This window comes from Bacillus cereus group sp. MYBK79-1, from assembly GCF_051915365.1.
In the GTDB taxonomy this organism is placed as follows: Bacteria; Bacillota; Bacilli; order Bacillales; family Bacillaceae_G; genus Bacillus_A.
This window is the reverse complement of sequence record NZ_JBQAEO010000011.1, coordinates 99,062-124,460: the sequence shown is the minus strand read 5'-3', so window position 1 is coordinate 124,460 and position 25,399 is coordinate 99,062. Positions and strand designations below refer to the sequence as shown.

The following is a 25,399-nucleotide window of genomic DNA, read 5'->3' as shown; positions in this document are numbered from 1 at the left end:
TGTTAAACGATAAATTTCATGTTAAATTAAAAAGATAATTTAAAAATGAGGTGCTTTATATGAAACAAGGATCAACACTCTTTTTAAAGACAGCTATTATCCTTATCGGGATTCCTGTTTTTGCTTTGTGTATATTTTTAATTCCTAATATCGGGAATTATGCAGCAGAATTGTATCCGGATATTGCATATATAAAATATCTTATTTTAATCAATCTATATGCAACGGTTATACCTTTTTATTTTGCTCTATATCAAGCCTTTAAACTTGTAAGCTACATTGACAAGGGTAACGCTTTCTCGAAATTATCTGTTAGAGCTTTAAAAAAGATAAAACAATGTGCTGTTACAATTAGTGTATTATATGTATTAGGTATGCCACTCTTCTATCTTGTAGCAGAGAGAGATGATGCACCAGGTATTATTATAATTGGCATGATCCTTATCTTTGCTTCAATGGTTATCGCAGTCTTTGCTGCCGTTCTCCAAAGACTTTTAAAAGATGCGATAGATATAAAATCAGAAAATGATTTAACGGTCTGAGGTGAATAACATGGCAATAATAATTAATATTGATGTAATGTTAGCGAAAAGAAAAATGAGTGTAACTGAACTTTCCGAGAAGGTTGGTATTACAATGGCTAACCTTTCTATATTAAAAAATGGAAAAGCAAAAGCAATTAGAATTACAACTTTGGATGCTATTTGTAAAGCGTTAGAATGCCAACCAGGGGATATTTTAGAATATCAACCAGAAGAAAGCGAATAAAAAGAGTCCTTCTCGTATGAAGGACTCTTTTTTTCGCTATTATGGTGCAAAACTAACTCGACCAGTCAAAACTAAAATAATCGCAATAATCCAAAATATAAAGAATGATAAGGACAGTATTAATGAAAGAATAGCAATTCCCTTCTTCTCGTTTTTTTTCGTCATCGTAATGACAGAAAGTATGATACCTGCAACTGTGAGGGCGACTGTAATATAATCTCCCACTATATTACCTGCATTGGCTATCCTTGTCGGTGTTATAAAAACGAACAGAAAACATAAAACGCCGATGAGTAAAGATATGTAGCTTATTATACTGTATTTCTTTTTAGGAACTATTTCAGTTTTCATACTAACCCACCCCTTCTCTATAGCTATGTGTTCATATTAGCACGAATAACCATAATATGGTTATAATAAAAAAGCAGATAAAATGGACACAACCATCTTATCTGCCATTACATTTCTACCTAATTACTAAGCCAGCTATTTCTTCTTTATCGTTATAAGTTACGATAAAGGTACGTTGTTCCTTACTATATTTCGCTACAAGTATAACAGTATATAAACCATCTTTTTCTTCAATCGATTGTTTTTCAATTTTTTCGAACGTACCAGCTTTCTCAATTACAGGTGTAAGATCTTTCATCTTTTCTTCTGGCAACGCAGCTTTCATTTTACTATCAAATTTTTCATGTACTTCTTTATACTTTGCTTCATTTAATAGTGATACAATTTCTTCGGACTTCGGAATAAACTTTTTTGATGTACTTTCATCTACTTTATTACCGGTACATGCTGCAAGCGCGAACGCCGCGATAGCACTTATTATAATTAGTAACATTCTTCTCATTTTCATACACCCTTTCTTTTCAAAATGACACTATAACTAAAAACGAGTACAGCACAAATTGCTATTGAAACTTCTGACAAAATAATCCCGCTTTTCCCTGGTACATATAGCGATATAATGCTAGCTATTGCATTTGCAGTCCCATGGATGAGAATTGCATATACAACATAACGAAATTTCTTTTGGACGACAGCTTGCAATACAATGAAAGAAAGCCCAATATGCAATACCATCGCGAAGATACGCTCAATACCGGCGAAATAGTAACTGTCACCATTTTGAATGACTGTTTGTGACATTAATAGAGATATTACTGGAATTCCAATTATCAACACTGCCTCAATACCACCATGCCCTGCTCCAAATAAAAAACCAGACTGCCAATCTCGTTGCTTCATAAAATAACGCATTGCGATAAAACGGGCTATCTCTTCAAAAATTCCAGCTGATAAGCTAAGTAAAAGTACAAATAACACAGGCTGCATAATAGAAAACATTTGAAATTCTATGCTATTTCCATTTACATAATTCAGTATTGGTATGCGGATCAATATTTGTGATACAACAAAAGCCAATACACCTAATATATATGGAATATAGCGTTTCTTCCAAAAAGCATAGAAAAGTGCTATAAGCGGTAAACCAAAGCTAATCATCGTTGTAAAAATAAGACCATTCATCTCGCTTCACCTCTTACTTGAAGTGTATAAAAACAAGTGAAGGAAGTATGTAGTTATTTCCTATTCGGTTTCATTTTCATCATAGATGGTCATTTCATCTCTTTTAATATGAATGTTTGCGTGAAATAAGGACTTACATAAGTTGTTTCTAACGTCGCATTATTTGTTTTATTCATAATCCGTTTTAATGAGAATAGCCCGTATCCTCGAGCTCCTTCTTTACTTGAATGGTTTTTCTCATAAATTTTTTGCAAATCAATCGCTTCACTCTTTGAACTATTACGGACGATAAAATATTGTCGTGAATCCATTTCAAAGAATGCGATTTGCAATATCTTTTCCTCACTATGTACGGCTTCTTCAATTGCATTGTCTACTAAAACTGAAATGATGCGAATAAATGAAATGATCGTCATTGAAACACCTTCAATTTTCTCCGGTATATCGAGCATTACTTTTATTTGTTGCTGCTGGGCAGTGCCAACTTTCGCCCTTAATACACTTCTCACTTCAGGAATATGTACACGAGATAATTTCGCAATATCAAGTTCATGATCATTTATTGTTTTTAACGTAGGAGCGATAACGTCATAATACACTTGCTCAATTTCTTTCACATTTTTTGTACGTATGCCCTCTTCTAACGAGAGTAATACATTCATATAATCATGACGGAAACTAGCAAGCTCATCGTGCATATCCTCTAATTTCACTACATAATCTAATAACTCTTTATCTAAACGTTTTTCGTGCTCTTCTCGTAACTTTTCTTTCGATAAGTGTGAGCTTATTAGCACAATGATTAGTAATAATAAAAATACAATAATCGCTGAAATATAACTTACTTCACTGTATTGTTGATTTAATTGTGCTAATAATGCAGAAGATGGCTGAGTTAAGATTAGTTCAATAATAAATCCGGCAATTAATAATAGATAAGTTACATAGTATAGCGGACTACCTACTATATATTGAGCAATTTTTTGGATTCTTTTGCGAGCTAATAGAATACCGATAAAAGTAAGTGTCGATACGGTAAGATGAATCATGCTACCTGTCCATAAATATAAATTGAATGGCGTTAACATAAAGATTTTCATTCCTAAATCGAAAAGCAACATTTTCACTAATGTTATTATGACCATACTCACTAGTGCAAAATATACATTATGCTTAAATTTCAATTCATTTTGCATTAATCCTAAACTTATTAAAAATAACACAATCGTACTATTCAACTCTGGGTATCTCGTTACTGTTACGACAATCGCAAGTAAAATAATGAATACTGCACTTAAAGCTATTAACATTCTATATGACAATCTAGTGTACCGGATTAATTGAATGTATAAAAACGTATGGCTCATACTAGTAAGCAGTATTGCAAACAAATCATAAATATACATTACATCTCACCCTTTAACATGTTACGTATTTTACTCACTAAACGCCGTGATACTGGAATGTGTTTCCCGCTTTTTAAAACTATCATTTTCTGCTTCGCATCGTAAGAAGACAGTTGCTTCTTATTCACGATATATGATTGATGACAACGAAATAAACGTTCATCTATTAATTCAATTTCTTTTAAAGTCCCGTAAAAATAAACGATTCTATCTAACGTCACTAATGCTAAACGGTGTGGTTCATCGGTCATAACGTATTCAACTTCATGAAACGGAACCCGCACAGTCGCATTACTATTTTCAACGATAAAGTCATCGGACGGAATAATATGCTTATTACGCGCTTCATATTGAAGTAAACATTGTTCAAAAACGTTACGCCTCTCCTCGTGTGGCAACCCTTTATCAATAAAAGTTAAAGCTGATACCATGTATTGATATGAAATAGGTGCAAATTCAGAATGCGTCGTTACAAACACAATAATCCCTTGCGTATCATACTTCCTTATTTCTTGCGCCACTTGTAAACCTTTCCGTTCTTCTCTTTTAATCTCTATATCTAAAAAGTAGATTGGGACATAAGTTGCCTTAGGAATATTAGTAATGATGTTTTCGCTTTTACTAGTTACCTCAATAAAATCAAAAGGCAACATATATTTCTCGCAAATCTCTTCAACTAACCGCTTCATTTGCTGTGCTTGTATGACGTCATCTTCTAAAATGAAAATACTCATGTAATCACTCGCTTTATAGAAATCTTTTTATTTATAGATTTATCTATAAATATATAATTCAAATCGTTATACCAATCCCCTTCTAAATTCTTGAAAGTATTAATTTTCTATCGTTTTTATAAAGCATAGAAAACAACCTCTACTTTTTGCTTGAAAGTAGAGGTTTTATTTAATTTTTTATAAAATAACCTCTCTATCAATCACTACCTTAAAAAATTCCGAGTAATGCGATAAAGAATAATCCGCTACATCACAATTCCCTTGAAACATACATGTTGAAATACCTAATTCCTTTGCAGGTAGTAAATCTAATTCTCTATCACCAATAGCTAAATCAATATTGTGCTTTTTATGCAAATAATCATAAGATAGAGCGTTCGGTTTTCGAGGGAAACCATCATCAATTGTAACCATGTCTACGAAGTATTTGTCCCAGCCGTAATGATTTAATATTGATAATACTCCGGCTCTATCTTTGTGAGTCATAATTACATTTTTATCGGCAAACTTTAAAACCTCTTCCACCTTTTCAAATGGTTTTATATCTTCTATCATAATACGACTCTCTAATACATCAATTTCACTTAATTGTTTTTTAGATATTTCATAATAATCAATTGCGTGTGAAAATGAAACCTTTAACTTTGTATAGATTTCTTCTTCACTTATTTCCTTCCCTAAAACTTGAGAAAGAATCTTTGTATAAACTGGATACGTATCAAATAACGTCCCATCAAAATCCCATAAAATATTCATTCTGCTCACCTTCTATTTTCCAATCATTGTATGACTAAATCCGCCCGGTCCTTCGGCAATTCCTTTTCTAAATAATAATCCTCTGCTTTCCAATACCTATTTTGAAACTTCGAAAGTTTCTTCTGGGTCTCTCTTGGACAATCCAAATACACCATATAATGAAAGAAATCTCTCCATTCTTTTCGCTGTAGAAAAACACCTTCAATTACAATTACACCTACTATGGGAATCTGTACTTTTTTCATTTCGCATGAGTCTGCCACATCATTATAGAACGGTAATTTCAGTTTTGTTTCATTTTGTAACTTTTGAAAAAAATTCTTCTGCAAGTATGCAATATCCCATTGTAAATAATAATACTCATACCATTCTTCATATCCAGTATGATATCGTTTATTGCGCTCTACTATGTGATCATCAATATGAAAAATATGAAACGGAATACTTTCTTGTTTCATATTTTCCTTTAAGTTTGTTACAAATGTTGTTTTTCCTGATCGACTTAAGCCATCTATACCTAAAATGAACCTATTTTGTTTATGTTTCTTCATTATATTTATAAGCTCATTTGTACTCATTGTTTCTTCCACTCTTCTTTTAATAACGAGTATAAAATCGTATCATGAGCAAATCCATTTTGAATCATATGTTTTCGAAGTAATCCCTCTTCTTGAAATCCTGCTTTACTTAATAATTTTTGAGAAGCTTTATTCTCTACGTATACAACAGCAGCAATTCTTATCAGTTGCAATGTTTCAAATCCGTAAGTTAAAATCGCCTGTAACGCTTCCGTTGCATATCCTTGTCCCCAATATGTATCGTCTAATTCATAACCAATTTCAGCTCGCTTATGATGATTGTTTATGAAATGAAAACCACACGTTCCGATTAGTTGACCCGCCCCTTTTTTCTCAATTCCCCAGCGAAATACACTGCCCTCTTCATAACGATTTTTAAACGTTTGAATCGTCGTTTTCGCTTGCTCAATATTTTCGAAAGAATCCATTCCGAAATAACGTATAACAGATTCTTTTGAAAAATAACGGAACATCGTTTCTACATCTAACAGTGTTAGTTCTCTTAATTGTAAACGTTCTGTTTCTAGTTTCGGAAACCCCATATCTTTTTCCCCTTCTATTATAATGAACTGCAAATTTCAATATAATTCCCATCTGGATCGGCAATGTATGCAATTGTTTGTCCCCACGGTTTCACAATTGGTTCAACTAAAATCTTAATTCCTTGCTCTCTAAATTGCTCAATTGTTTCTTGTACATGATCAACAACGAACCCTAATTCGAAATGAGAAGATTGTAACTCGCCCTCTGTAAGTGGTAGTCCTGTTAATTCTTTTACATCTTGCCTCGTGTTCATCGCTAAAATTGTAGAACCAGTATTAAACTCAATATATGTACCATGCTCTGCTTTTATAGGTAACTGTAAAATATCTTTATAAAACCTTAAACATTCTTCAAACTTTTCTACATATAAAATAATGTACTTCATTTTTAAATTCATTTTACATCCCCCTTTGTATCCATCCCTAAAATTTCGACAAAAGTCTCATAAAAACCTTGTTTCCTATAGTAATGAGCACAAAAAAATGAGGCCGATTTCTCGGCCCCCAGCTTATTGGCATAAAACAGGAGATTTGGTTTGGACATAACCAGTTCGTACTTTTATTATATTTTATTTTTTCTGAATTTTAAATACTTTAAACACCCATTTTATATTGAGAAAGTTTTTTCCGTTGCATAAAATTAAAGAATTTAAGAAATGCTACAAATGGAGGTGTATACATATGGAACCAATGCTATGTCCAAGTTGTAAAACGAACCGTACTCGCTTTAATATTCTTGAACAACAAGTAAAACCAGTCAAGTTACATCCACAAACTGGTCAAGTAGAAGAAGAATACACAAATGAAAATATGAATGCTTTTCATATGGCCTATCAAGGACCAACTTACCGCGTTCAATGCGCTGTATGTGGACTTGTTGAAAACCCGGAACAATTTATTAAACCTGCGCAAAATCAGTCTTTTTCTTAAATATTTTAATTACCCCCTACCGATTTTTTGTAGGGGTTTTTTCCGTTTTACATAAGCAAGATAATCAATTAATGTTTACTTCAAGGTACGAAAAATTGGATGAAACATTAACTGATAGCAAATCTCTTGCTGTAGCTTTTCCCCTTTTGGATAGGTTTTCTATTTATAACTCTGTCGAGAATTCGTACTTCTCTTACTGTTTTACACCTCAAATTTAGAGTTCTTATTATATAAAAAAGAGCGAACAAAATGAAAGAATATAAAAATTAAAGTAGTTGATTCCCATACCACCAACTACTTTAATAATCCTACTTTTTGTTACAATATCTCCTTTTTCAACTTATTAATTTTCCAATATAAATTAATGAGTATATACAAATATAAGCACCCAAAAAACCCTACCATACCTTTATATAATCCAGATTCTGATATCCCAAGAAAACATAAGTAAAGTGCTGGCATTAACGTTACAAACATAAAAGCAAACAACTGTAACAACTCAGTGAGTTTTTGTATCCTCGTTTCCTTATCTGAATATATATCAGGTAACTCATTTTCCTCTTCTACTTCTTTACAAAAATAATTCCATTTCGCAAAACTCGTTACATGTTTCCAATCACAAATTTCATATATCTCAATATATTCTTTTTGTTTTTCTTTTGAATCTTTATAATCTAATCTAAAATCTGCCTTATAAATTACATCTTTCGGCTCCGTTTTCTTAAACGTATACATTATATTATACTTTTGTAGTGCCCAGCCTTGTTGATGCATCTTTCTTAAAAAAGCTTCCTCTTTTTCTAAACTCCATCCCGCAAAAAATTTAAATACCCTTTTTGTCTCCATCTTCCATTCACTCCCCTAATATACTATTTCCATTCCTTACCGATCTCTGTAACCTGTTATACTCTAGCTCTAGTACTTCTCTACCAAGTGGCGTTAACTCATAGCACTTCTTTCTATCTGTAGAGGCAACTTCAACTATTAACTTTTCTTTTAGTAACTTCGTCGTATTCCCGTATAAAGTTCCAGGACCGAGCTTTACTTCTCCATTTGTCATCTCTTCTACCATTTGCATAATTCCATATCCGTGCATTGGCTTCACTAGTGACAACAATATGTAATATGTCGCTTCAGTTAATGGAATATATTTTTGCACTTTCGCATTCATTATAACTACCCCCGATACATCGTTATCTGATATATCGACTAACGATACATCGTATATTGATATTATATAATCACATTCCAAAATATGCAAGTATACTTTAATAATTGAATATTTATTTCTTTGAATTGAAAAACCATATCAATTTTCTGAATAATTTGTTAAAATATAGAAATATCCGTTTATATTTTTGAAAGGAATGATACATATGATAAATAAATTGAAAGAAAACATAGGATCAGTTTTTGTCGGTAAAGAAAATGTTATAGATTTATTACTCGTTTCATTGCTTGCTGATGGACATGTATTACTCGAAGATGTGCCTGGTACTGGGAAAACGTTGCTAGCGAAAACACTTTCTAAAAGTATTGGTGGTAATTTTTCTCGCGTCCAATTTACACCGGATGTACTTCCGAGTGATATAACAGGTATTGAATATTTTAATCCGAAAACGAGTGAATTCGAGTTAAGACTTGGACCAGTTATGACTAATATTTTGCTTGCGGATGAAATTAACCGCGCTATGCCTAGAACGCAGTCTAGTTTATTAGAATCGATGGAAGAACGACAAGTAACGCTTGAAAAGCAATCTACTCCTCTTCCGAAACCGTTCTTTGTTATTGCGACGCAAAATCCAATTGAATCACAAGGAACATTTCCTCTTCCAGATGCACAACTTGATCGTTTTTTAATGACAATTTCAATTGGTTATCCTGATTCCAAAGATGAACTACAAATGATGCGTCGTTTCCGTAACGATACACCGTTAGAAAGCGTCAAATCTGTTATTTCTTTAGAAGACATTTTAGAAGCACAGAAACGAGTAAAAGAAATTTTCGTATCAGAACCGTTAGAACATTACATTATTAAACTTGCTCATGCTACAAGAAATCATGATTACATCGCTAACGGTGTAAGTCCACGTGCCACACTTGCTTTAGTGCGCGCAGTTCAAGCGTTAGCCTTTTTACGCGGGAGAGAATATTGTACGCCTGAAGATATACAATTTTTAGTTCCTTCTGTTTGGAATCATCGTATCGTCTTATCGATGGAAGGCGCATTACGTACGACAAAAAATGAAATTATGCAAAGAATTTTAAATGAAGTTGACGTACCAGTGGAGATTGAGCAAGCATGAATGGACAGCGCGTTGTAACTGTACCTTTATTTTTCCAACTGCATATTATTCAATTAAGTGTGCCAGGCGCTATACTATTTACATTTTTTATGCCACAACGAATCATTATGTTTTTCTTTTTCTTCTACTATTTATTTGCAATTTTCATTTATAAATATGTCGCATACATAGAGAAAAGGTTTCAAGTGATTAACGAGAAACAAACGACTCGGCTTTTCCCTGATGAATCTGGACAGTTTTTCATTCATTTAAAAAATGGAGCAAATATTCCACTCGTTAACGGTGTTTGTTATTTTCATTTAAATCCGTCCCTTCTCCCACAAAAAGATCAAGGGATTGAACAAATATCCAAAACGCTATTTTCTTTTCCGTTTTCACAACCTGGACATTCGGCGCAAAAATGGGATTTAACATTAACTGCAACGAAGCGTGGTGTATTTCAAATTGAACAGTTCGAATGTGTATTAAAGGATCCTTTTCATCTTTTAACTGTACATTTGCCCATTTTTGATAAATTACGAACTGAAATTATTGTGTACCCGTCTCCTAAAGAAGTAGCAGGTTTGCAAGAACTTCAGCAACTTTTAACAGGATCTTATCGAACAAATTTTTCTTTTTACAATGATGAAACATCTATTATTGGTATAAAACGCTATGAACGTGAGTCTTTCCGTTCTATTCATTGGAAAGCATCTGCTAAAATGCAGGAATTACAGGCGAAGCAATATGAACCTGTAAAAAATTATAGTTGGACGATTTGTCTTTCATTAGCTGCTGATCGCGGGTTTGGTTGGAAAGATAATATAGAAAATCTTATTTCATTTGCAACATACATTTGTCAATACGCAACGAAGCATCAAATACCGTTTGAATTATTTATTAGTGTATTAGCTGAAGGTGGTCCTCTGCACTTACCATTAAACGAAGGGCAAACACATTACGGAATATCTTTAGAGGAATTAGCGCGTATTTCAGATGATAGTACGTTACTTCCTAAACAAGGATTTATTCATTATGTAACGAGAAAAAGAGAACGATCATCTACAATGATATACATTGGTTTACAGAGAAATGAACTCCCTCTTCTCTCTCAGCCTATGTTTCTCATTAATAACGAAGGGATGGTGGAAAAGCTTGAAAACTTGGCTCTATCACGTTAATGACTTTTTTCTGTTGCTCCTCCTTTCGTTATTAACGGAAAGGGATGAACTTGTTTCTGTTGCTATATTTTTAGCAACAGGATATGTAGGGATACTTCTTATCCATAAATTAATGAAGAAAAAAACAACAGGTTTTGTCATACTATTACTTACTCAAATAATCGGTTGTTCTATCTTTCTCTCTTTCTCTCTATTTGGCACAATTATGTTACCGCTTTTCTTCTTTATCGTACATGTAGTTGGACCTGGGTATCCAGTTCAAAAATCGTTAGGCGGTATTATATGGTTTGGTGTTTCAGCTATATTTTATGCGCCCTTTCCATCTTTGTGGAAACTATTACTATTAGTCTTACACATTATGATTACATTTTGGTTAACTGGAGCAAATCGTAATCAACAGTTATTACGTTTCGCTTCTCTTATTACGATTGGAATAATTAGTGCTTTTCTCATTCCTATTTTCCCATACATTCGGCTTCTTTTTTCTTACGCCGTACAAGTAGTTGCTTTAGGATTTGGATACGCCATTAATCCGTTATTTTCCGCAGCTGAATCAAAAGAAACAGACGATTTTTGGTCGAATAAAGGCAATCTAAAAGACCCTCAAATTAAGGATGAGTTTGGACAACGTGATTTTGATCCAACTCTCATAAATAGCATTACCATATTAGTTTGTACAGTCATTGCTATTTACGTCGTTTGGAAAATAATAAAAAAACGAAAACAATTCAGTTTACCAAATATGCCTGTCTTCGAATCTACTATCATTACTGATAAAGAAGGCATGAGCCAAAAACGTTTGAAACGAAACAAACCGCCTCATAATGAAATTCGAAAAGAAATTTTCAAACTTGAGAGTAAGTTAACTCCTCCTTTAAATAGAAAACGAGGAGAAACTGTTGAAGCATGGTTAGGAAGAATAAATAATGAAGAAAATATATATATTCAGAGTCATATTATTATAAATGCTTATAATACAGTGCGTTATTCAAATGAGGAAAACACCGTACTGTTACATGAATTTAAGGAAGAAATCCATAAACTCTATGCATATCAGAAGAGTTTGAAGAAAAGAAAAAAATAACACAACAAAAAGACTCCTATTTTTTATAGGAGTCTTTTTGTACTTCTACGTTACTTTTTAAATTGAAGCATTCTTCCCTGCTTCAATCTCTAATGATTCTTCATGCCACCAAAGTGTTTCTTCAGGATCTTCTTTAGCAATTTGGTGTGCTTCTTTTTTCGATTCTACTGTAGGATATGAACCTTTTAGCGCACGTCCTGATGTTGTAACGAATAATACACTAAATGCGACTAATCCAATAATACTTACACCTGTTAAATAAAATGCTGGTGCTAGCGGGTTACCAGTTGCATGAACTAAGTATGAACATACGAGCGGCGTTGTACCACCGAATATCGATACAGAAATATTAAATGAGATCGAAAGTGCTCGATAACGTACATCGGTGAAAAATAGTGATGGTAATAATGAAGGTAGCGTTCCTTCATATACACTTAGGAAAAATCCTAAAATGAAAATACCTGCAAATATAGCTGCAATATGTCCATTACCTATTAGTAAAAATGCTGGAATTGCAAATACTGTTAAACCAAGTAAACCAATTTGCACGACGCGTTTATTACCAATTTTATCACTTAATTTACCGAAATAAAGTGCCAGTGGAATCATAAGTGCCATCGTAATAGAAATAATTAATAAGCCAGTTGTTTCTTTGACTTTAAGTACTTGAGTTAGATAAGAAGGAATATACGAAAGAATCATATAATTTGTAATGTTAAAGAAGGCGACAATTACTGTGCTTAATAAGAAGTCTTTTTTGTGATATTTTAATATTTCCATAAATGAAAATTGTTCGTTGTCTTCAGATTCCTCTTGTGCTTTTTCCATCTCTTCAAAGATGGGAGATTCATCTAGATGACGGCGTAAATATAAACCGACCAAGCCAATTGGTGCAGCTATTAAGAAAGGAATACGCCAGCCCCAGCTGAGCATTTGCTCATCTGTTAACAATAACGTCAAAATGGTAACAATTACCGATGCAGCAATGTAACCTGAGAGTGTTCCAATTTCAAGACCACTACCGAGTATACCACGCTTTTTATCTGGAGAAGATTCTGCGATATAAACCATTGCTCCTGAATATTCGCCGCCTGTAGAGAAGCCTTGAATCATTCGGGCAACTAAAAGTAGTATTGGTGCCCATACACCAATTTGTTCATAGGTTGGTAGTAATGCGATGAATAATGTAGAAAGTGCCATTAAAATAATAGTAGTACTTAACACGATTTTTCGGCCGTACTTATCTCCTATTCTACCAAAGAATACACCTCCGATTGGTCGAACGAGAAAGGCTGCTGCAAATGTACCAAATGTAAGTACAAGTTGCAATCCACTATTATCAACACCTGAGAAGAATAATTGACTTAAAATTACCGCTAAATACGCGTATAATCCAAAGTCAAACCACTCCATTGCATTCCCGATACCAGTAGCAACTACTGCTTTCCTGGCTTGTTTAGGATTGACAATATTAACGTCTTGAGGTTCAAAATTTAAATCATTATTTTGTTGCATATAATAAAACAGCTCCTTATTTAATTTAACTTCTTTAAGCACACCTTCTCTTATTGAATAAAATAAATTCGAAGCACTTAAGGAAAATCAGCGTCTCCTTATCTGTTATTATTGTTTCACATAATTAATTATTTGTCCAATGAGATGCTTCCAAGGTTAAGTAATTTATTAAAATAAAAAAGCTGAAGAAGGCGCTATACGAGTACCTTTTTCAGCTTTTTATTTTAATATAAAAATTTATTTTTTTACCCCTATTTTCTTCTTATTTGAATTAAAAATAAGTTTCTTTTTTAAATACTTGTAGCTGCTAAACTATGTATACAAGAGATAAATTCATTAACAAATGTATCAATTTCTTCTTTTGTAATTATATATGGAGGAAGTAAACGAATGATGTTCCCTTGTGTAACATCAACTAATATCCCATTCTCCATTAGCTCTACCTGTAATTTCTTCACATTTTCATTTGTATCATTCAAACTAATTCCAAACATCATGCCAGCATGACGTACTTCCTGAATATAATAAGAATTTTCTTTCTGAATTTCTTGCAATTTATCATTTAAATATAGTGACGTTCCATACGCTTCTTGCATTAAACCATCGTCAATTAATGTGTTTAATACCGTTAATCCTAAAGCCGTTCCCATTGATGAATGAGCAAATGTTGTGCCGTGATCTCCTGGTGCAAATACATCACATAACTTTTCACCAACAATAATTCCGCCAAGCGGTATCCCGCCTCCTGCTCCTTTACCAATTTGAATAATATCCGGTGTAATATTGAAATTTTGATAAGCAAATAGTTTACCAGTTCTCCCCATACCACTTTGTACTTCATCAACGATAAGTAGTACATTATATTTCTCACATAAGTTTTGAACACCATGTAAATATTCACTTGATAAAGGGTATATCCCCCCACTTCCTAAAACCGGCTCTAGCATAATCGCAATCGGATTTTCATGAATTATTGTTTCTTCTAATTGCTCTATATTCTCGCGGTCTACTTCATATACCGGAATCGATGTTTTAGGGAAATTTTGATATACACTTTCTTGTCTCGTAAAATGTAGTGCTCCTAATGTTCGCCCGTGGAAACTATTTTTCAGCACTACAATTCCTTCACGTTCTTCATGCGTATTAAATCTATATTTATCAATTAATTTTAACGTTGTTTCTGTCGCTTCCGTACCAGAGTTTGTAAAAAAGACTTTTCCTTTTTTTAATGAGCAGTCAACTAATTTCTTTGCATATTCAATCGCAACTGGATTTAAAAAATGAAATGGAAGATGCAACGATTTTGTAACTTGCTCCATCGTCGTTTGCACGATTTTCGGGTGATTGTATCCCAATACGTTCACTCCGACACCAGAAAATAAATCTACATACTCTTTACCATCCACATCATAAAGCTTGCACCCTTCTCCTCTTTCTATTGCAACCTTCGTACGACAATACGTAGGCATCATATATTCTTTATCTAATTGAAACCAATCCGACATGTTAAATTCCTCCTAGTTATTTTCCCTGTTTATTTCTGTTTATTCTCTATAAAGTCATGTATAAATTCATTTTTAAGATTGTAATTTTAATAGTAATTTTCTTCTCGATATCCATTTTTCCATAATTTCTTCTATTTCAACAGGTCCACTACATACGCGTTTTTTTCATATAGCGGTCTGTTACTATTTTGAACTTTGCGTGTCATACATAATCAAGGCTATGAAATCATATTTAGTAACAATGGACAAAAAAGATTTGGAGGCAATATCGATGAATGAAAACTATGATAAACAGGAGCAATCTTTACTAGGGAAAGGCTTTAATGCAAATGAAGAACGTAATGAACAAGCTACACTTCACTCTCAAACAGTTGGTTCACGTGGACCTGTTCTAGAGCAAGATAGTGTACTTCACGAGACGTTACAACAATTTATTCACGAAAAAATTTTAGAAAGACCTGTTCATGTAAAAGGATTTGGTGCGTTCGGTTATTTTCAAACGATCTATCCAATGTCTGAACATACGAAACTAAATTTTTTACAACATTCTAATGAGAAAGTTCCTGTTATGGTGCGATTTTCATTAGCTGTTAGTACGAAAGGCACTCCTGACACTTCTAGAAATGTACGCGGTTTTTCTACAAAGTTTTATACAAAGGAAGGCATTTTCGATCTTTTATGTAATCACATCCCTGTCTTTTCCGTTCGTGATCCAATGCGATTTCCTGAAACGATTCAAGCATTGTTACCTTCACCTATAAATAACTTAATAGACCCTAATAGATTTTGGAGCTTCGTCGCTAAAGCACCTGAATCCATTCATTTCGTTGTCCATTTATATTCTGATGCTGGTACGGCCAAAAGTCTGCGCCACATCCCAGGACATAGTGTTAATACATATGTTTGGAGAAATACAGAAGGCAACCGCAAATATGTAAAGTATCATTGGTACCCATTCGAAGGTGTACAATACATTACTAGTGAGGAAGCGAATAAATTGGCTGCCGAAAACCCTGATTATAGTGGGAGAGATTTATATGATGCAATTGCAAATGGTAAACCAGTAGAATACGGATTATATGTCCAGCTCATGGATCCGAAAGATGAAGAACATCTTCCTTATGACCCTTTAGATGATACAAAAGTATGGGATGAAAATGTGTATCCTCTTATACCAGTAGGCAAAATGGTGTTAAATAAAAATCCTGAAAACTATATGGAACAAGTAGAAAAAGTCGCCTTCTCCCCTTCTAATTTACTAGACGGTGCAGAACTATCAGATGATAAAATGTTGCAAGGACGCGCTAACATTTATAGTGATTCTCAAAGAAGAAGAATTGGTCCCGAATTTCGTAAATTAGCGATTAACCAGCAACAAGATTGGACACCTGCTAAGCAAATAACGAGCAGTGACGGAAGATATGTTGAAGGTAAACTTGAAAGAACTTCTATAACGAAACAGGATGACTTTACGCAGCCTAGTGAATTTTATGCGAAGTTAAAGCCGATAGAAAAAGAACATCTTGCTGAAAACTTGGCTAGTGATTTGAAAGTTATCTCCGATGATATTAGGAAGGTTGTTTTAGGGTATTTTCATAAAGTGTCTGCTGATTTGGTGAAGAGGATTGAAAGTGCGATGCAAAAGCTTTAAGTATATAAAAAAACGTCATTTCAAAAATAAAAAATGACGTTTTTTCATGGCGAAATTACTAGGAATTTCTACCACTTCATTTGCAATTATTAACGAATTTTTCCTCACTTAAAATTCCTTTATTTCATTTTAGATTATGATATTCATTTCTCTTTTTCATATAATCTTTTTCACATTGCAACGGCTTGAATTTCACTTTTTTCCCTTTCTTCTTTTTCGTCTTTACAACGAGCCATTCCCCTTTTTCAACATCTAGTTTTAGGCGTTTCATTACATTGATATTATCTTTTTCTTTATAAAGTAAAAATGCTTCTTGAGCCCTCACAAATAAGCTGGGCTGCTCGCTAAATCCACCACTATCATAAACTTTAGTTAGCGAATTATAATAAGAATCATTTTCCTTTCCACCATACATCAAATGGGCCGCATCCAGGTCTCTTTTACTTACTTCCAAAAAACTATATTCATCAATTTTTAAATTAAATGTGGATTTAATATCACTTATTATATTCTTCACATGCTTGTCATCTCGAATTTTCCTTTTTTCAAGACAATCCGAAGCTAACTCTGGTGCATCCGTTTGAGAATGTACAACTTGTTGAATAGATACACATAATACAAATACGCTTAAAATGTATAATATTTTTTTCATACTTACGTTTCACCTCAAATAATTTAGATACTATATTATTTGAGGCTTATAATATTCTTATGCTAACAATGTGAAAAGCCCTATAAATTAGACTTTTATAGGACCTTTCATATTAATATTGCTTTATCAAATTCACTGGTGAGTCTAGTACTTTACTACTTTTTACGTCATATAGTCCTATAGGCGTTACCCGTATAAAAGGCAAGTGCGTTGCAGAAAAGAACAAAATGGTAAATACCGGATCGTCATACCCGTAGCCACGCTCTTGCAATAATTTCACCAACTGTTTCTCTTCCTGTATTAATTCAGTCATTTTTAACTTAGACATAATCCCGAGCAATGGTAATGCGATTTCGTGTAATACTTCATTCTTTTCAGCTATTACCATTCCCCCGCCAAGCTCTTTTACTCTATGAAAAGCTGTAAGCATATCTTCTTTATTCTTTCCAATCAGAATGATGTCGCCGGTACCAGAATATGAGCTAGCAAGACCACCTAGTTCTTTCGCAAACCCCTTTACAACTGTATTCACTCGCCACGTACCGTCACGAGCAATCATCATAAGAAAACACTCATCATGATCTAGTGAAAGTTCATCACTGTTTAAATCAATATCAGTCGTGTATGGTTTTGTTATAACGTTATTTAATAATTGTATGCCCATTTTATTAGTAAAAATCATATCCTCTTTTTCTATAGACCAGTCTAATAATAATGGAGTTACTTTGAATTTACTCCAGTCTATAAGTAAGGATTCATTTTTATTTATTCCGTCACGCTTCACCCATTTCCCCTTTGCAATTACACTTATTGGAACCGGATTTTCTTTACTTTCCAAAATATTAATATTAGCTATTCTACCTGTCGCAATTGAGCCATGTACATGTTCCATATTGTAATAACGAGCGATATTATAGCTTGCCATATGATAAGCATCTATTACTGGCACTCCTTGTTTTATCGCGGTAGATATCATTACGTTTGTCATTCCATTTTCATAAAACGAAGGATGTGAGCCGTCTGTAGTAAGAATAAATCTATCAAACTGTTTTACTCCTAGTTCAAGCAATTCTTTCAGTAACACTTCTAAATCTGGGCGGATTGAAGAATTTCTTAAGGAAACCGTGTAACCTTGCATAAGACGAGTGAAAGCTTCCTGCCCTGTCATCGCTTCATGATCACAATCTGTACCTAACAATTTTAACTTCGCTAAAGTCATTTCAGATGCTCCTGGAAAATGTCCTTCAACTTTTTTATGTAATCGTTTCGTTTCCTGCACCCAATGTAACATTTCATCATCGCCATGTAATAACTTTGGCCACGCTGTTAGCTCGCCACCTTGAAGAACTGCTTTACGCTTAAGCCACTCTATTATTTCTTCACGATTAAATAAAGATTCCCCGTTTTGCAATTCAGTCTGTCCATCAAAACGACACCACCAATACATACTTGCTGGAATCTTTTCAAATTCATCTAATAAACGAAATGCTTCTTCACGTTGTAATGTGAAAAATAAAGTTAAATTATCATTAATAAAAGTCGTCGTCCCAAACTGCATCGCATAATTTGCTAGCGTTTCAGGATTATATAATTGATACGGATGTGCATGCGGTTCTATGTAACTAGGAACTACATACTTTCCACCACAATCAATGATTTCACATTCATGTAGTTGTGCTGGCAGTTTTTCTCCTACATATACAATACGGTCATCATAGATCCAAATATTTGCTTGCACCCAATCGCGCATATAGGAATTTAAATACGTTGCATTCTTACATAAAACGTGCGGACTTCTTTTGCCATCTATTACTTCAACATGTTCTCTTAGTTGCTTGTTACTCCATCTAAACTGATTTTCTCCCAATGAATTTCACTCCAAATCATTTTACTTTTATTTATTAAAATAAAAACAATTAACAAACTAAAGTATTATCCATTCATAATTCCCCTGTATAACCCCTATACCCTTCATTATATGGAATGAATGAAAAAATAACAATTTTCAGAATTAAAAGCACACCTCTTTGATCCTCCATAAAAAAGGATGTCGTGTAACTGACATCCTTTTTTATACTAAACTATAAGATTAAATTACAATCGATGTCATACTATGAATGCTAATACTGACCTTTACAGCAGAATGCTATTCGCTTTCTTTTCATCTATTTATTAAATTCAACTTGCATCATTTTATCAAACTGTGTAAGAATATCAACAGGACCTAAAGAGTTAACATTGACAGCAAATGTATGCTTACCTCCAATTACTCCGCCTGCAAAAGTCATAAACCCAGGGATTGCTCCTCCGTGACCCCAAACTGAAACACCTTTTGGAAGTTTAGTCTCATAGATTCCAAGGCCATATCCATCACCAACACCTTCTCCCTCTGTAGGAACTGTAGTAAGCATTTCTTTTAGCTCACGTTCCTTCAGTAACTTACCACCGAGTAATGATGAAAAGAACTTATTTAAATCGTCCGCATTAGAAATCATATCTCCAGCTGAACTACCTATACTCGGATTATAATACGTTACATCTTTCAACTCACTCGTTCCGTCAATTTTCAAATACCCTCGAGCATGATTATTGCCTGGAATAACGGTTGAATTCCCTGGTAAAAATGTGTTTGCCAAGTCCAAAGGTTCAATAATTCTCTTTTCAATTTCTTCCGCATAACTATTTCCAGTTATTTTTTCAATAAGCATTCCTAGTATTACGTATCCTGTATTTGAATATGACCAACCCTTGCCTGGTGGAAAATCTTGTGGATAAGAAAGTCCAATTTTCACTAATTCTTCAGCTGTATACGATTTTCTTGTATTCGTAAAGTCCGCGTCTTTTGACTTTAAATATTCAGCTATACCACTCGTATGATTCAAAAGTTGACGTATCGTAATTTGATTGCCATCATATCCATTTCCTTGTACGAGACCCGGTAACCATTTTTCAATTGAATCGTCAAGTTGCACGCGATTTTCTCCTACTAATTGAAGAACAGTCGTAGCAGTAAACGTCTTCGTCACACTAGCAATCCGAAAGCGATAATCTGATTTCATCGATTTCTTTGTACTTAAATCCGCGACGCCAGCATTATAACTACTAATTTTTCCGTTATTATACGTCTTAACTAATACCCCTGGCGCTCCAACTTGGATTGTTTCTTGCATGACTCGTTTCCAGCCATTCCGATTCTTTTGATCATGTGCTTCTGACGAACTAGAAATATTTTGAGTAGACTCTGCTTTCACAGTAAAACCTGGTGTGAATAAAGTAGTACCCGCTAATAAGACTGCCAAACTCGCTAACTTAATTGAAGAACATTTTTTCATAAGGCTTTCTCTCCTCTATTCATATCGTATTGATTCAAGCTATACTTTCATCCTATAGGATAAAACTCTCTTTTTTCTTATCCATTCCTTACGAAATACTTACTTTCAAAATTAGACGAACAGATGGGAAAAAGTAATGTATGAGAATAAAAAAAGAACGTGTTTTCAATTTATCAAAACACGTTCTCTTACATACTTAAAACCCTATATCAAATTTTTAATTCATTCACTTTTACCATCCTGCACTAGCGTTCATACCATTTCCTATAATATTTAGAAGTAGTGGCCACAGTACCGGTGCTAACGTAAGAAATAGATTGAGCAGTATAAGTATTCTATATCTCCCAGGAATATTATAATTTTTACGATTAACAAATACTACAAAAACTAATAATATTATGGTCGTTACAAATAAAAGTAACACTAACAACCAATACCAAACCATTAAACTGAGACTCCATGGCTGTAATAGCTCGTGTACAATACCAAAGGTGATTCCCAATACTGCAAAACTAAAAGTAGTAACTGTTGCTTTGATAAACAATTTACTCGTTTTTTTATCGTATGTATACTTACAATATAAATCTATTAACGTGTATAAAGATAAAAATGCCATTAATACACCTACCCAAGACAATAACCAGTCTCCGCCCCCTCTAACTACCATAAACAGAAACCAACACATCCCTGCTGCAGAAAAAATAAAGGAAAGAAGTATGTTTTTCAATACCGGTTTCATTCTATTTTCACACCCTTACAAAAATTTAAAAATAAATTATAATTTTTTATTTACATGCTACCCATTAATTCTTTAACTCTAGTACATCACTGTTTCATTCTATACTAATGAAACAAACATAATCTCATAAAAAATTTAACGAGCAATACTCTACTAAGGTAACCTTTTCCATTGGTAGAGATATAAAAAAGTAAGTATACATTACCACGTAATTAAGTATAAGTAAATAAAATTAATTTACAGTTAATTTTATTTACTTATATTAATGTCACCCTTTCCTGTTCCTGGTACATCCTCTAATAAAATATGCCCTCTTGCTATTAGAGCTATAGCTGCAAGTCCTATCGATTCGTCTTTTCCTATAATAACTTTCGAAACATTGTTAGTGATTTTCTTTAATGTACTCATATATTTATCTCCCACCTTATTATTCTGAAAAATAAGAATAATAAATTCCCAAATTATAACACATCACGTTAGAAGTAAATATATTCCTATCAATTTAAAAAAGATGACCCTAGCACTATAGGCTACAGTCATCTTTTTCACCATATTATTTTACTACCTCTCCATTATAAGCTTTTATATCAAGAGGAGCAGTTAAAAACTGTGCTGCTTTACTAACGAAAGATGTGAAGTGTTCACTCGTATTATGATTCGCAACTGCTGCTTCATCTTTCCATACTTCTACCATCGTATATACATTTTCTTTTTCTGTATCTTTATAAAGGTCATACGAAACATTTCCACTTTCTTCTCTTGAATTATGAATTAGCGGACGAATTTCTTCTAAAAATGATTGTTGTTTTGCTGGATCTACTTGAAATATTGCGTGAATAATAATCATGGTGTTTCTCCTCTCATATCTCACTTATTTCTGTTTTTATAAAATTACTTCCACTCAGCAACTTTTTCAACTGGAAGACGAACCGATTGGTAACCACTGTCAGCAGCTTTTCCGATTGAAATTAACATTACTGGTACGTGACGTTCTTTATCTAATCCGAATGCTTCTGCGATTTGGTCTTTTTCAAATCCGCCAATTGGACAAGTGTCATAACCGTGAGCACGCGCTGCTAGCATAAATTGCATTGCTACAAGACCACCGTCAATTAGTACTGTATCTTTCATTACGTCTGGTGTAACCATTGAGAAGTAACCTGAAAGTTTTTTCATTTGATCTTCTTTTACTTCTGCTGGCATTAAACCACGCTCTACTGCTGTACCATAAATTTCTTCTGCGTTATCAAAGTTGTTTAAATCACCAAATACAGCGATCATCGCTGAAGATGTTTCTACTTGAGATTGGTTGAATTTCGCAAGTGGCGCAAGTGTCGCTTTCGCTTCGTCACTTTCAATTACTAAAAATCTCCATGGTTGCATGTTCACAGATGATGGTGCAAGTGTTGCTTCTGTAAGAATTTCTGTCATTTCTTCTTTGCTAATTTTCACTGAAGGATCGTACTTACGAATTGAACGGCGTCCTGTTAAAATTTCGTTAAAATCATTTGTTTTTACTGAGTTAGTCATAGTTGAATTCTCCCTTTTTTATAGTTCTTTTATATTTTCTTGAATGTGATTTAACATAGTTAAAAGATTATCGCGCTGTTCTTCACTTAATCCTTTAAATGCTGAAGCTGCAAAACGTTCTTTCTCCTCTTGAAACGCCTGAATTTTATTTCGTCCCTCTTCAGTAAGAGAAACTAACGTAATTCTGTTATCATCTGGATTTTTACGTCTTACAATCATTTCATTAGCCTCAAGCTGCTTTAAATGCCTCGTTATCGCAGCATTATCAATATTCACTTCTTGCTGAAGTGCTTTTTGACTAATTTCACCTACTTCATATAACTGAAGTATAAGCTCTAATCGAGACTGGCTCATACCCGTACAACCTTCGAACTTCGAACTTACTTCTTTATTTAGAAAGTGTAATTTATATAAAATAATCGCTTCTTTTGAGCATGAACTTGTCAAATTAACCCTCCTTCACAATCAAAATAAAAATGTTTGATATATCAATAGTTGATATGTCAATTAATATAATCTATATCGATTTAGAATGCAAGCATTTTGTTTTCATTTATATTTTTCCAAATTAAGGCGCTTTGTCGCGTTACAAAAAATGTTAATTGCACTATAATAGTACTAATTTAAATGACTGGAGAGTGATTGGAATGCGGCAATACACAAATAGAAATGAGGAATTAAAAATGGAAAATGAAATGAGGATATTCACATATGACAACAATAAATATAGGGATTGTCGCGCACGTAGACGCTGGCAAGACGAGTTTGACTGAGCGTATTCTTTATGAAACAAATGTAATTAAAGAAGTTGGCCGAGTTGATAGCGGAAGTACGCAAACTGACTCAATGGAATTAGAAAGACAGCGCGGAATTACAATTAAAGCTTCTGTTGTTTCTTTCTATATAAATGACTTAAAAGTAAATGTCATTGATACACCTGGACACGCGGATTTTATCGCTGAAGTGGAGCGATCATTCCGCGTTTTAGACGGTGCGATTTTAGTTATTTCTGCTGTTGAAGGTGTGCAAGCACAAACAAAAATTTTAATGCGAACATTACAGAAACTAAACATACCAACAATAATATTTGTAAATAAAATTGATCGTAGCGGTGCAAATACTGAAAAAGTTATGAAGCAAATAAAAGATGTTCTTTCAAATGAAGCCTTCCCCTTCTATTCTGCCCTAAACGAAGGAACGAAAGAAGCCCGTATCATTGAATACAAATCATATGACGACTGTATGGAACTGTTAGTACCATATAATGAATCATTACTTGAATCATATGTAAATGACGAAATCGTACCGGACATATTATTAAGAGAAGAACTCGAAAAACAAATACAACAAGCTAATGTGTACCCGATTTTTTTCGGCACAGCCATGACAGGCATGGGTGTAACTAAACTGCTCGAAAATATTTCAGACTTAATTCCCGCTAATAAGTCGGCAGAAAATGAAATATTATCCGGTGTTGTTTTTAAAATTGAACGTGAATCTTCTGGGGAAAAGATTGCATATGTAAGAGTTTTTTCTGGTCGTTTACATGTTAGAAAATATGTTCATATACAACGTAGTGAAGCTCTAGCATATAAAGAAAAGATTAAGAAATTATGTGTATTTCATAACGGAGATGCCGTTCAAACTTCTACCGTTCCTAGCGGAGAATTTTGCAAAGTATGGGGACTGAGTGATATTAAAATTGGTGATATTATCGGTGAACGGACTGATTATATAAAAGATATTCACTTTGCCGAACCACAAATGGAAGCTGCTATTGAAGCATTATCAAAAGAACGAATTCATGATCTTTACGCTGCACTTATGGAGCTATGTGAAGAAGATCCGCTCATTAAAGTGTGGAAAGATGATATTCATAATGAACTATATATTCGCCTTTTCGGTGAAGTACAAAAAGAGGTTATTGAAACAACACTTTTTGAAAAATACAATTTGCAGGTTACTTTCTCAAATACGCGTGTCGTATGTATTGAGAAACCTATTGGCGTAGGGAATAGCGTTGAAGTAATGGGCGAAAAAGCGAATCCATTTTACGCAACAATTGGTTTTAAACTCGAACGTGGTGAACTTAATTCTGGCATAACGTATAACTTAGGTGTTGAGCTTGGATCACTTCCATTAGCATTTCATAAAGCAATTGAAGATACTGTATTTCAAACGTTAAAACAAGGATTATACGGATGGGAAGTTACGGACATTATCGTCACGTTAACCCATACAGGTTATGCTAGTCCTGTTACAACAGCGAGTGACTTTAGAAATTTAACACCGCTCGTTTTAATGGATGCTTTAAAGCAAGCTGAAACTTGTGTATATGAACCAGTAAACGAGTTTGAATTGACTGTACCAGAGCAAGCAATTAGTACCGCAATGTATAAATTAGCTGCTATTCCAGCAACTTTTAGCGAGCCTATATTAAATAATGATTCTTACCAATTAACAGGTTCATTACCTGTTGCGAAAACAGAGAAGTTTAAACGAATGCTTCATTCATTTACAGAAGGTGAAGGTATCTTTACAACAAAACCAGGTGGTTTTACAAAACTAAAGGAGCCCTTTCCTACTCGTAAACGTGTTGATTATAATCCGCTGAACCGGAAAGATTATTTGCTTCATGTTTTGAAGGCTTATTAAATAAAAAAAGAGGTGCAAATTGC

General features: G+C 33.7%; 28 protein-coding genes and 1 pseudogene. 8 read left to right on the top strand and 21 right to left on the bottom strand.

Features of this window, described 5'->3' with window-relative positions:
- Nucleotides 1–59 precede the first annotated feature (59 nt).
- Complete coding sequence (locus ACTFOB_RS18245; protein WP_440027925.1) at nt 60–542, top strand: DUF2975 domain-containing protein; 483 nt, start codon at nt 60–62, stop codon at nt 540–542.
- 10 nt (nt 543–552) lie between these two features.
- A complete protein-coding gene (locus ACTFOB_RS18240; protein WP_087981020.1) occupies nt 553–768 on the top strand; it encodes a helix-turn-helix domain-containing protein in 216 nt (71 codons plus the stop codon).
- 39 nt (nt 769–807) lie between these two features.
- Here ACTFOB_RS18240 and ACTFOB_RS18235 read toward each other — a convergent pair whose 3' ends face one another.
- From ACTFOB_RS18235 to ACTFOB_RS18195, 9 genes are all read right to left on the bottom strand, one after another.
- On the bottom strand, nt 808–1,119 hold the full coding sequence (locus ACTFOB_RS18235) for a hypothetical protein (protein WP_440027928.1): 312 nt from the start codon (nt 1,117–1,119) through the stop codon (nt 808–810).
- Nucleotides 1,120–1,234: 115 nt separating this feature from the next.
- Nucleotides 1,235–1,621 (bottom strand): DUF3887 domain-containing protein, encoded by a 387-nt coding sequence (locus ACTFOB_RS18230; RefSeq protein ID WP_440027931.1) that lies wholly within the window; start codon nt 1,619–1,621, stop codon nt 1,235–1,237.
- 2 nt (nt 1,622–1,623) lie between these two features.
- Nucleotides 1,624–2,301, bottom strand: a complete 678-nt coding sequence (locus tag ACTFOB_RS18225; RefSeq protein ID WP_440027933.1) for a YhfC family glutamic-type intramembrane protease — start codon at nt 2,299–2,301, stop codon at nt 1,624–1,626.
- 89 nt (nt 2,302–2,390) lie between these two features.
- On the bottom strand, nt 2,391–3,707 hold the full coding sequence (locus ACTFOB_RS18220; protein ID WP_440027936.1) for a GHKL domain-containing protein: 1,317 nt from the start codon (nt 3,705–3,707) through the stop codon (nt 2,391–2,393).
- Nucleotides 3,707–4,441 (bottom strand): LytR/AlgR family response regulator transcription factor, encoded by a 735-nt coding sequence (locus tag ACTFOB_RS18215; protein WP_440027938.1) that lies wholly within the window; start codon nt 4,439–4,441, stop codon nt 3,707–3,709. The genes ACTFOB_RS18220 and ACTFOB_RS18215 overlap by 1 nt, the downstream gene beginning before the upstream one ends.
- A gap of 177 nt (nt 4,442–4,618) precedes the next feature.
- Nucleotides 4,619–5,197 carry an HAD-IA family hydrolase gene (locus ACTFOB_RS18210; protein WP_440027939.1) on the bottom strand — a complete coding sequence of 193 codons (579 nt, stop codon included), beginning with the start codon at nt 5,195–5,197 and terminating at the stop codon, nt 4,619–4,621.
- Between the two features lie 23 nt (nt 5,198–5,220).
- On the bottom strand, nt 5,221–5,775 hold the full coding sequence (locus ACTFOB_RS18205) for a kinase (RefSeq protein ID WP_440027941.1): 555 nt from the start codon (nt 5,773–5,775) through the stop codon (nt 5,221–5,223).
- Nucleotides 5,772–6,317, bottom strand: coding sequence for a GNAT family N-acetyltransferase (locus ACTFOB_RS18200; RefSeq protein WP_440027944.1), 546 nt, complete (start codon nt 6,315–6,317; stop codon nt 5,772–5,774). The genes ACTFOB_RS18205 and ACTFOB_RS18200 overlap by 4 nt, the downstream gene beginning before the upstream one ends.
- Before the next feature lie 17 nt (nt 6,318–6,334).
- On the bottom strand, nt 6,335–6,715 hold the full coding sequence (locus ACTFOB_RS18195) for a VOC family protein (RefSeq protein ID WP_440027947.1): 381 nt from the start codon (nt 6,713–6,715) through the stop codon (nt 6,335–6,337).
- A 283-nt stretch (nt 6,716–6,998) separates the two neighbouring features.
- Here ACTFOB_RS18195 and ACTFOB_RS18190 point away from each other — a divergent pair, with 283 nt between their 5' ends.
- Nucleotides 6,999–7,247 carry a DNA alkylation repair protein gene (locus ACTFOB_RS18190; RefSeq protein WP_440027949.1) on the top strand — a complete coding sequence of 83 codons (249 nt, stop codon included), beginning with the start codon at nt 6,999–7,001 and terminating at the stop codon, nt 7,245–7,247.
- Between the two features lie 318 nt (nt 7,248–7,565).
- Here the strand turns inward: ACTFOB_RS18190 and ACTFOB_RS18185 are convergent, their stop codons facing one another.
- Both ACTFOB_RS18185 and ACTFOB_RS18180 read right to left on the bottom strand, forming a co-directional pair.
- Nucleotides 7,566–8,093, bottom strand: a complete 528-nt coding sequence (locus ACTFOB_RS18185) for a DUF2812 domain-containing protein (protein WP_440027951.1) — start codon at nt 8,091–8,093, stop codon at nt 7,566–7,568.
- A gap of 7 nt (nt 8,094–8,100) precedes the next feature.
- Nucleotides 8,101–8,418, bottom strand: coding sequence for a PadR family transcriptional regulator (locus ACTFOB_RS18180; RefSeq protein WP_000992319.1), 318 nt, complete (start codon nt 8,416–8,418; stop codon nt 8,101–8,103).
- A 205-nt stretch (nt 8,419–8,623) separates the two neighbouring features.
- On the opposite strand from ACTFOB_RS18180, the gene ACTFOB_RS18175 reads away from it, so the two are divergent.
- The 3 genes from ACTFOB_RS18175 to ACTFOB_RS18165 are packed head-to-tail and all read left to right on the top strand — an operon-like array spanning nt 8,624 to nt 11,797.
- The gene (locus tag ACTFOB_RS18175) at nt 8,624–9,553 is read left to right on the top strand and encodes an AAA family ATPase (RefSeq protein WP_440027954.1); all 930 of its coding nucleotides are present in this window, start codon (nt 8,624–8,626) and stop codon (nt 9,551–9,553) included.
- Nucleotides 9,550–10,713, top strand: a complete 1,164-nt coding sequence (locus ACTFOB_RS18170; protein ID WP_440027957.1) for a DUF58 domain-containing protein — start codon at nt 9,550–9,552, stop codon at nt 10,711–10,713. Before ACTFOB_RS18175 ends, ACTFOB_RS18170 begins: the two co-directional genes overlap by 4 nt.
- The gene (locus ACTFOB_RS18165) at nt 10,688–11,797 is read left to right on the top strand and encodes a DUF4018 domain-containing protein (protein ID WP_440027960.1); all 1,110 of its coding nucleotides are present in this window, start codon (nt 10,688–10,690) and stop codon (nt 11,795–11,797) included. Before ACTFOB_RS18170 ends, ACTFOB_RS18165 begins: the two co-directional genes overlap by 26 nt.
- Before the next feature lie 57 nt (nt 11,798–11,854).
- Here ACTFOB_RS18165 and ACTFOB_RS18160 read toward each other — a convergent pair whose 3' ends face one another.
- Entirely contained in the window at nt 11,855–13,312 is a 1,458-nt protein-coding gene (locus ACTFOB_RS18160; protein WP_440027962.1) for an MFS transporter, read from the bottom strand.
- A 290-nt stretch (nt 13,313–13,602) separates the two neighbouring features.
- The gene (locus ACTFOB_RS18155) at nt 13,603–14,817 is read right to left on the bottom strand and encodes an aspartate aminotransferase family protein (protein WP_440027965.1); all 1,215 of its coding nucleotides are present in this window, start codon (nt 14,815–14,817) and stop codon (nt 13,603–13,605) included.
- Between the two features lie 241 nt (nt 14,818–15,058).
- Here ACTFOB_RS18155 and ACTFOB_RS18150 point away from each other — a divergent pair, with 241 nt between their 5' ends.
- Nucleotides 15,059–16,468: a catalase gene (locus tag ACTFOB_RS18150; protein WP_440028249.1), complete on the top strand. Its 1,410-nt coding sequence runs from the start codon at nt 15,059–15,061 to the stop codon at nt 16,466–16,468.
- Nucleotides 16,469–16,592: 124 nt separating this feature from the next.
- Here ACTFOB_RS18150 and ACTFOB_RS18145 read toward each other — a convergent pair whose 3' ends face one another.
- The 8 genes and pseudogenes from ACTFOB_RS18145 to ACTFOB_RS18110 all read right to left on the bottom strand — a co-directional run bounded on the left by ACTFOB_RS18145 (nt 16,593) and on the right by ACTFOB_RS18110 (nt 23,168).
- Nucleotides 16,593–17,120 carry a hypothetical protein gene (locus tag ACTFOB_RS18145; protein WP_440027968.1) on the bottom strand — a complete coding sequence of 176 codons (528 nt, stop codon included), beginning with the start codon at nt 17,118–17,120 and terminating at the stop codon, nt 16,593–16,595.
- 112 nt (nt 17,121–17,232) lie between these two features.
- The gene (locus ACTFOB_RS18140) at nt 17,233–18,987 is read right to left on the bottom strand and encodes an adenine deaminase C-terminal domain-containing protein (RefSeq protein ID WP_440027971.1); all 1,755 of its coding nucleotides are present in this window, start codon (nt 18,985–18,987) and stop codon (nt 17,233–17,235) included.
- A gap of 298 nt (nt 18,988–19,285) precedes the next feature.
- Nucleotides 19,286–20,452 (bottom strand): serine hydrolase domain-containing protein, encoded by a 1,167-nt coding sequence (locus tag ACTFOB_RS18135; protein ID WP_440027974.1) that lies wholly within the window; start codon nt 20,450–20,452, stop codon nt 19,286–19,288.
- 232 nt (nt 20,453–20,684) lie between these two features.
- A complete protein-coding gene (locus tag ACTFOB_RS18130) occupies nt 20,685–21,191 on the bottom strand; it encodes a DUF3902 family protein (protein ID WP_440027977.1) in 507 nt (168 codons plus the stop codon).
- A gap of 273 nt (nt 21,192–21,464) precedes the next feature.
- Nucleotides 21,465–21,599 (bottom strand): annotated as a pseudogene (locus ACTFOB_RS18125) (AAA family ATPase); the annotation flags it as partial.
- A 145-nt stretch (nt 21,600–21,744) separates the two neighbouring features.
- Nucleotides 21,745–22,038, bottom strand: a complete 294-nt coding sequence (locus ACTFOB_RS18120; RefSeq protein WP_440027979.1) for a putative quinol monooxygenase — start codon at nt 22,036–22,038, stop codon at nt 21,745–21,747.
- Between the two features lie 44 nt (nt 22,039–22,082).
- Nucleotides 22,083–22,721 (bottom strand): nitroreductase family protein, encoded by a 639-nt coding sequence (locus ACTFOB_RS18115; RefSeq protein ID WP_440027983.1) that lies wholly within the window; start codon nt 22,719–22,721, stop codon nt 22,083–22,085.
- Between the two features lie 18 nt (nt 22,722–22,739).
- Nucleotides 22,740–23,168 carry a MarR family winged helix-turn-helix transcriptional regulator gene (locus ACTFOB_RS18110; RefSeq protein WP_100910167.1) on the bottom strand — a complete coding sequence of 143 codons (429 nt, stop codon included), beginning with the start codon at nt 23,166–23,168 and terminating at the stop codon, nt 22,740–22,742.
- A gap of 264 nt (nt 23,169–23,432) precedes the next feature.
- On the opposite strand from ACTFOB_RS18110, the gene ACTFOB_RS18105 reads away from it, so the two are divergent.
- Nucleotides 23,433–25,376 carry a GTP-binding protein gene (locus ACTFOB_RS18105; RefSeq protein ID WP_440027987.1) on the top strand — a complete coding sequence of 648 codons (1,944 nt, stop codon included), beginning with the start codon at nt 23,433–23,435 and terminating at the stop codon, nt 25,374–25,376.
- Nucleotides 25,377–25,399 lie beyond the last annotated feature (23 nt).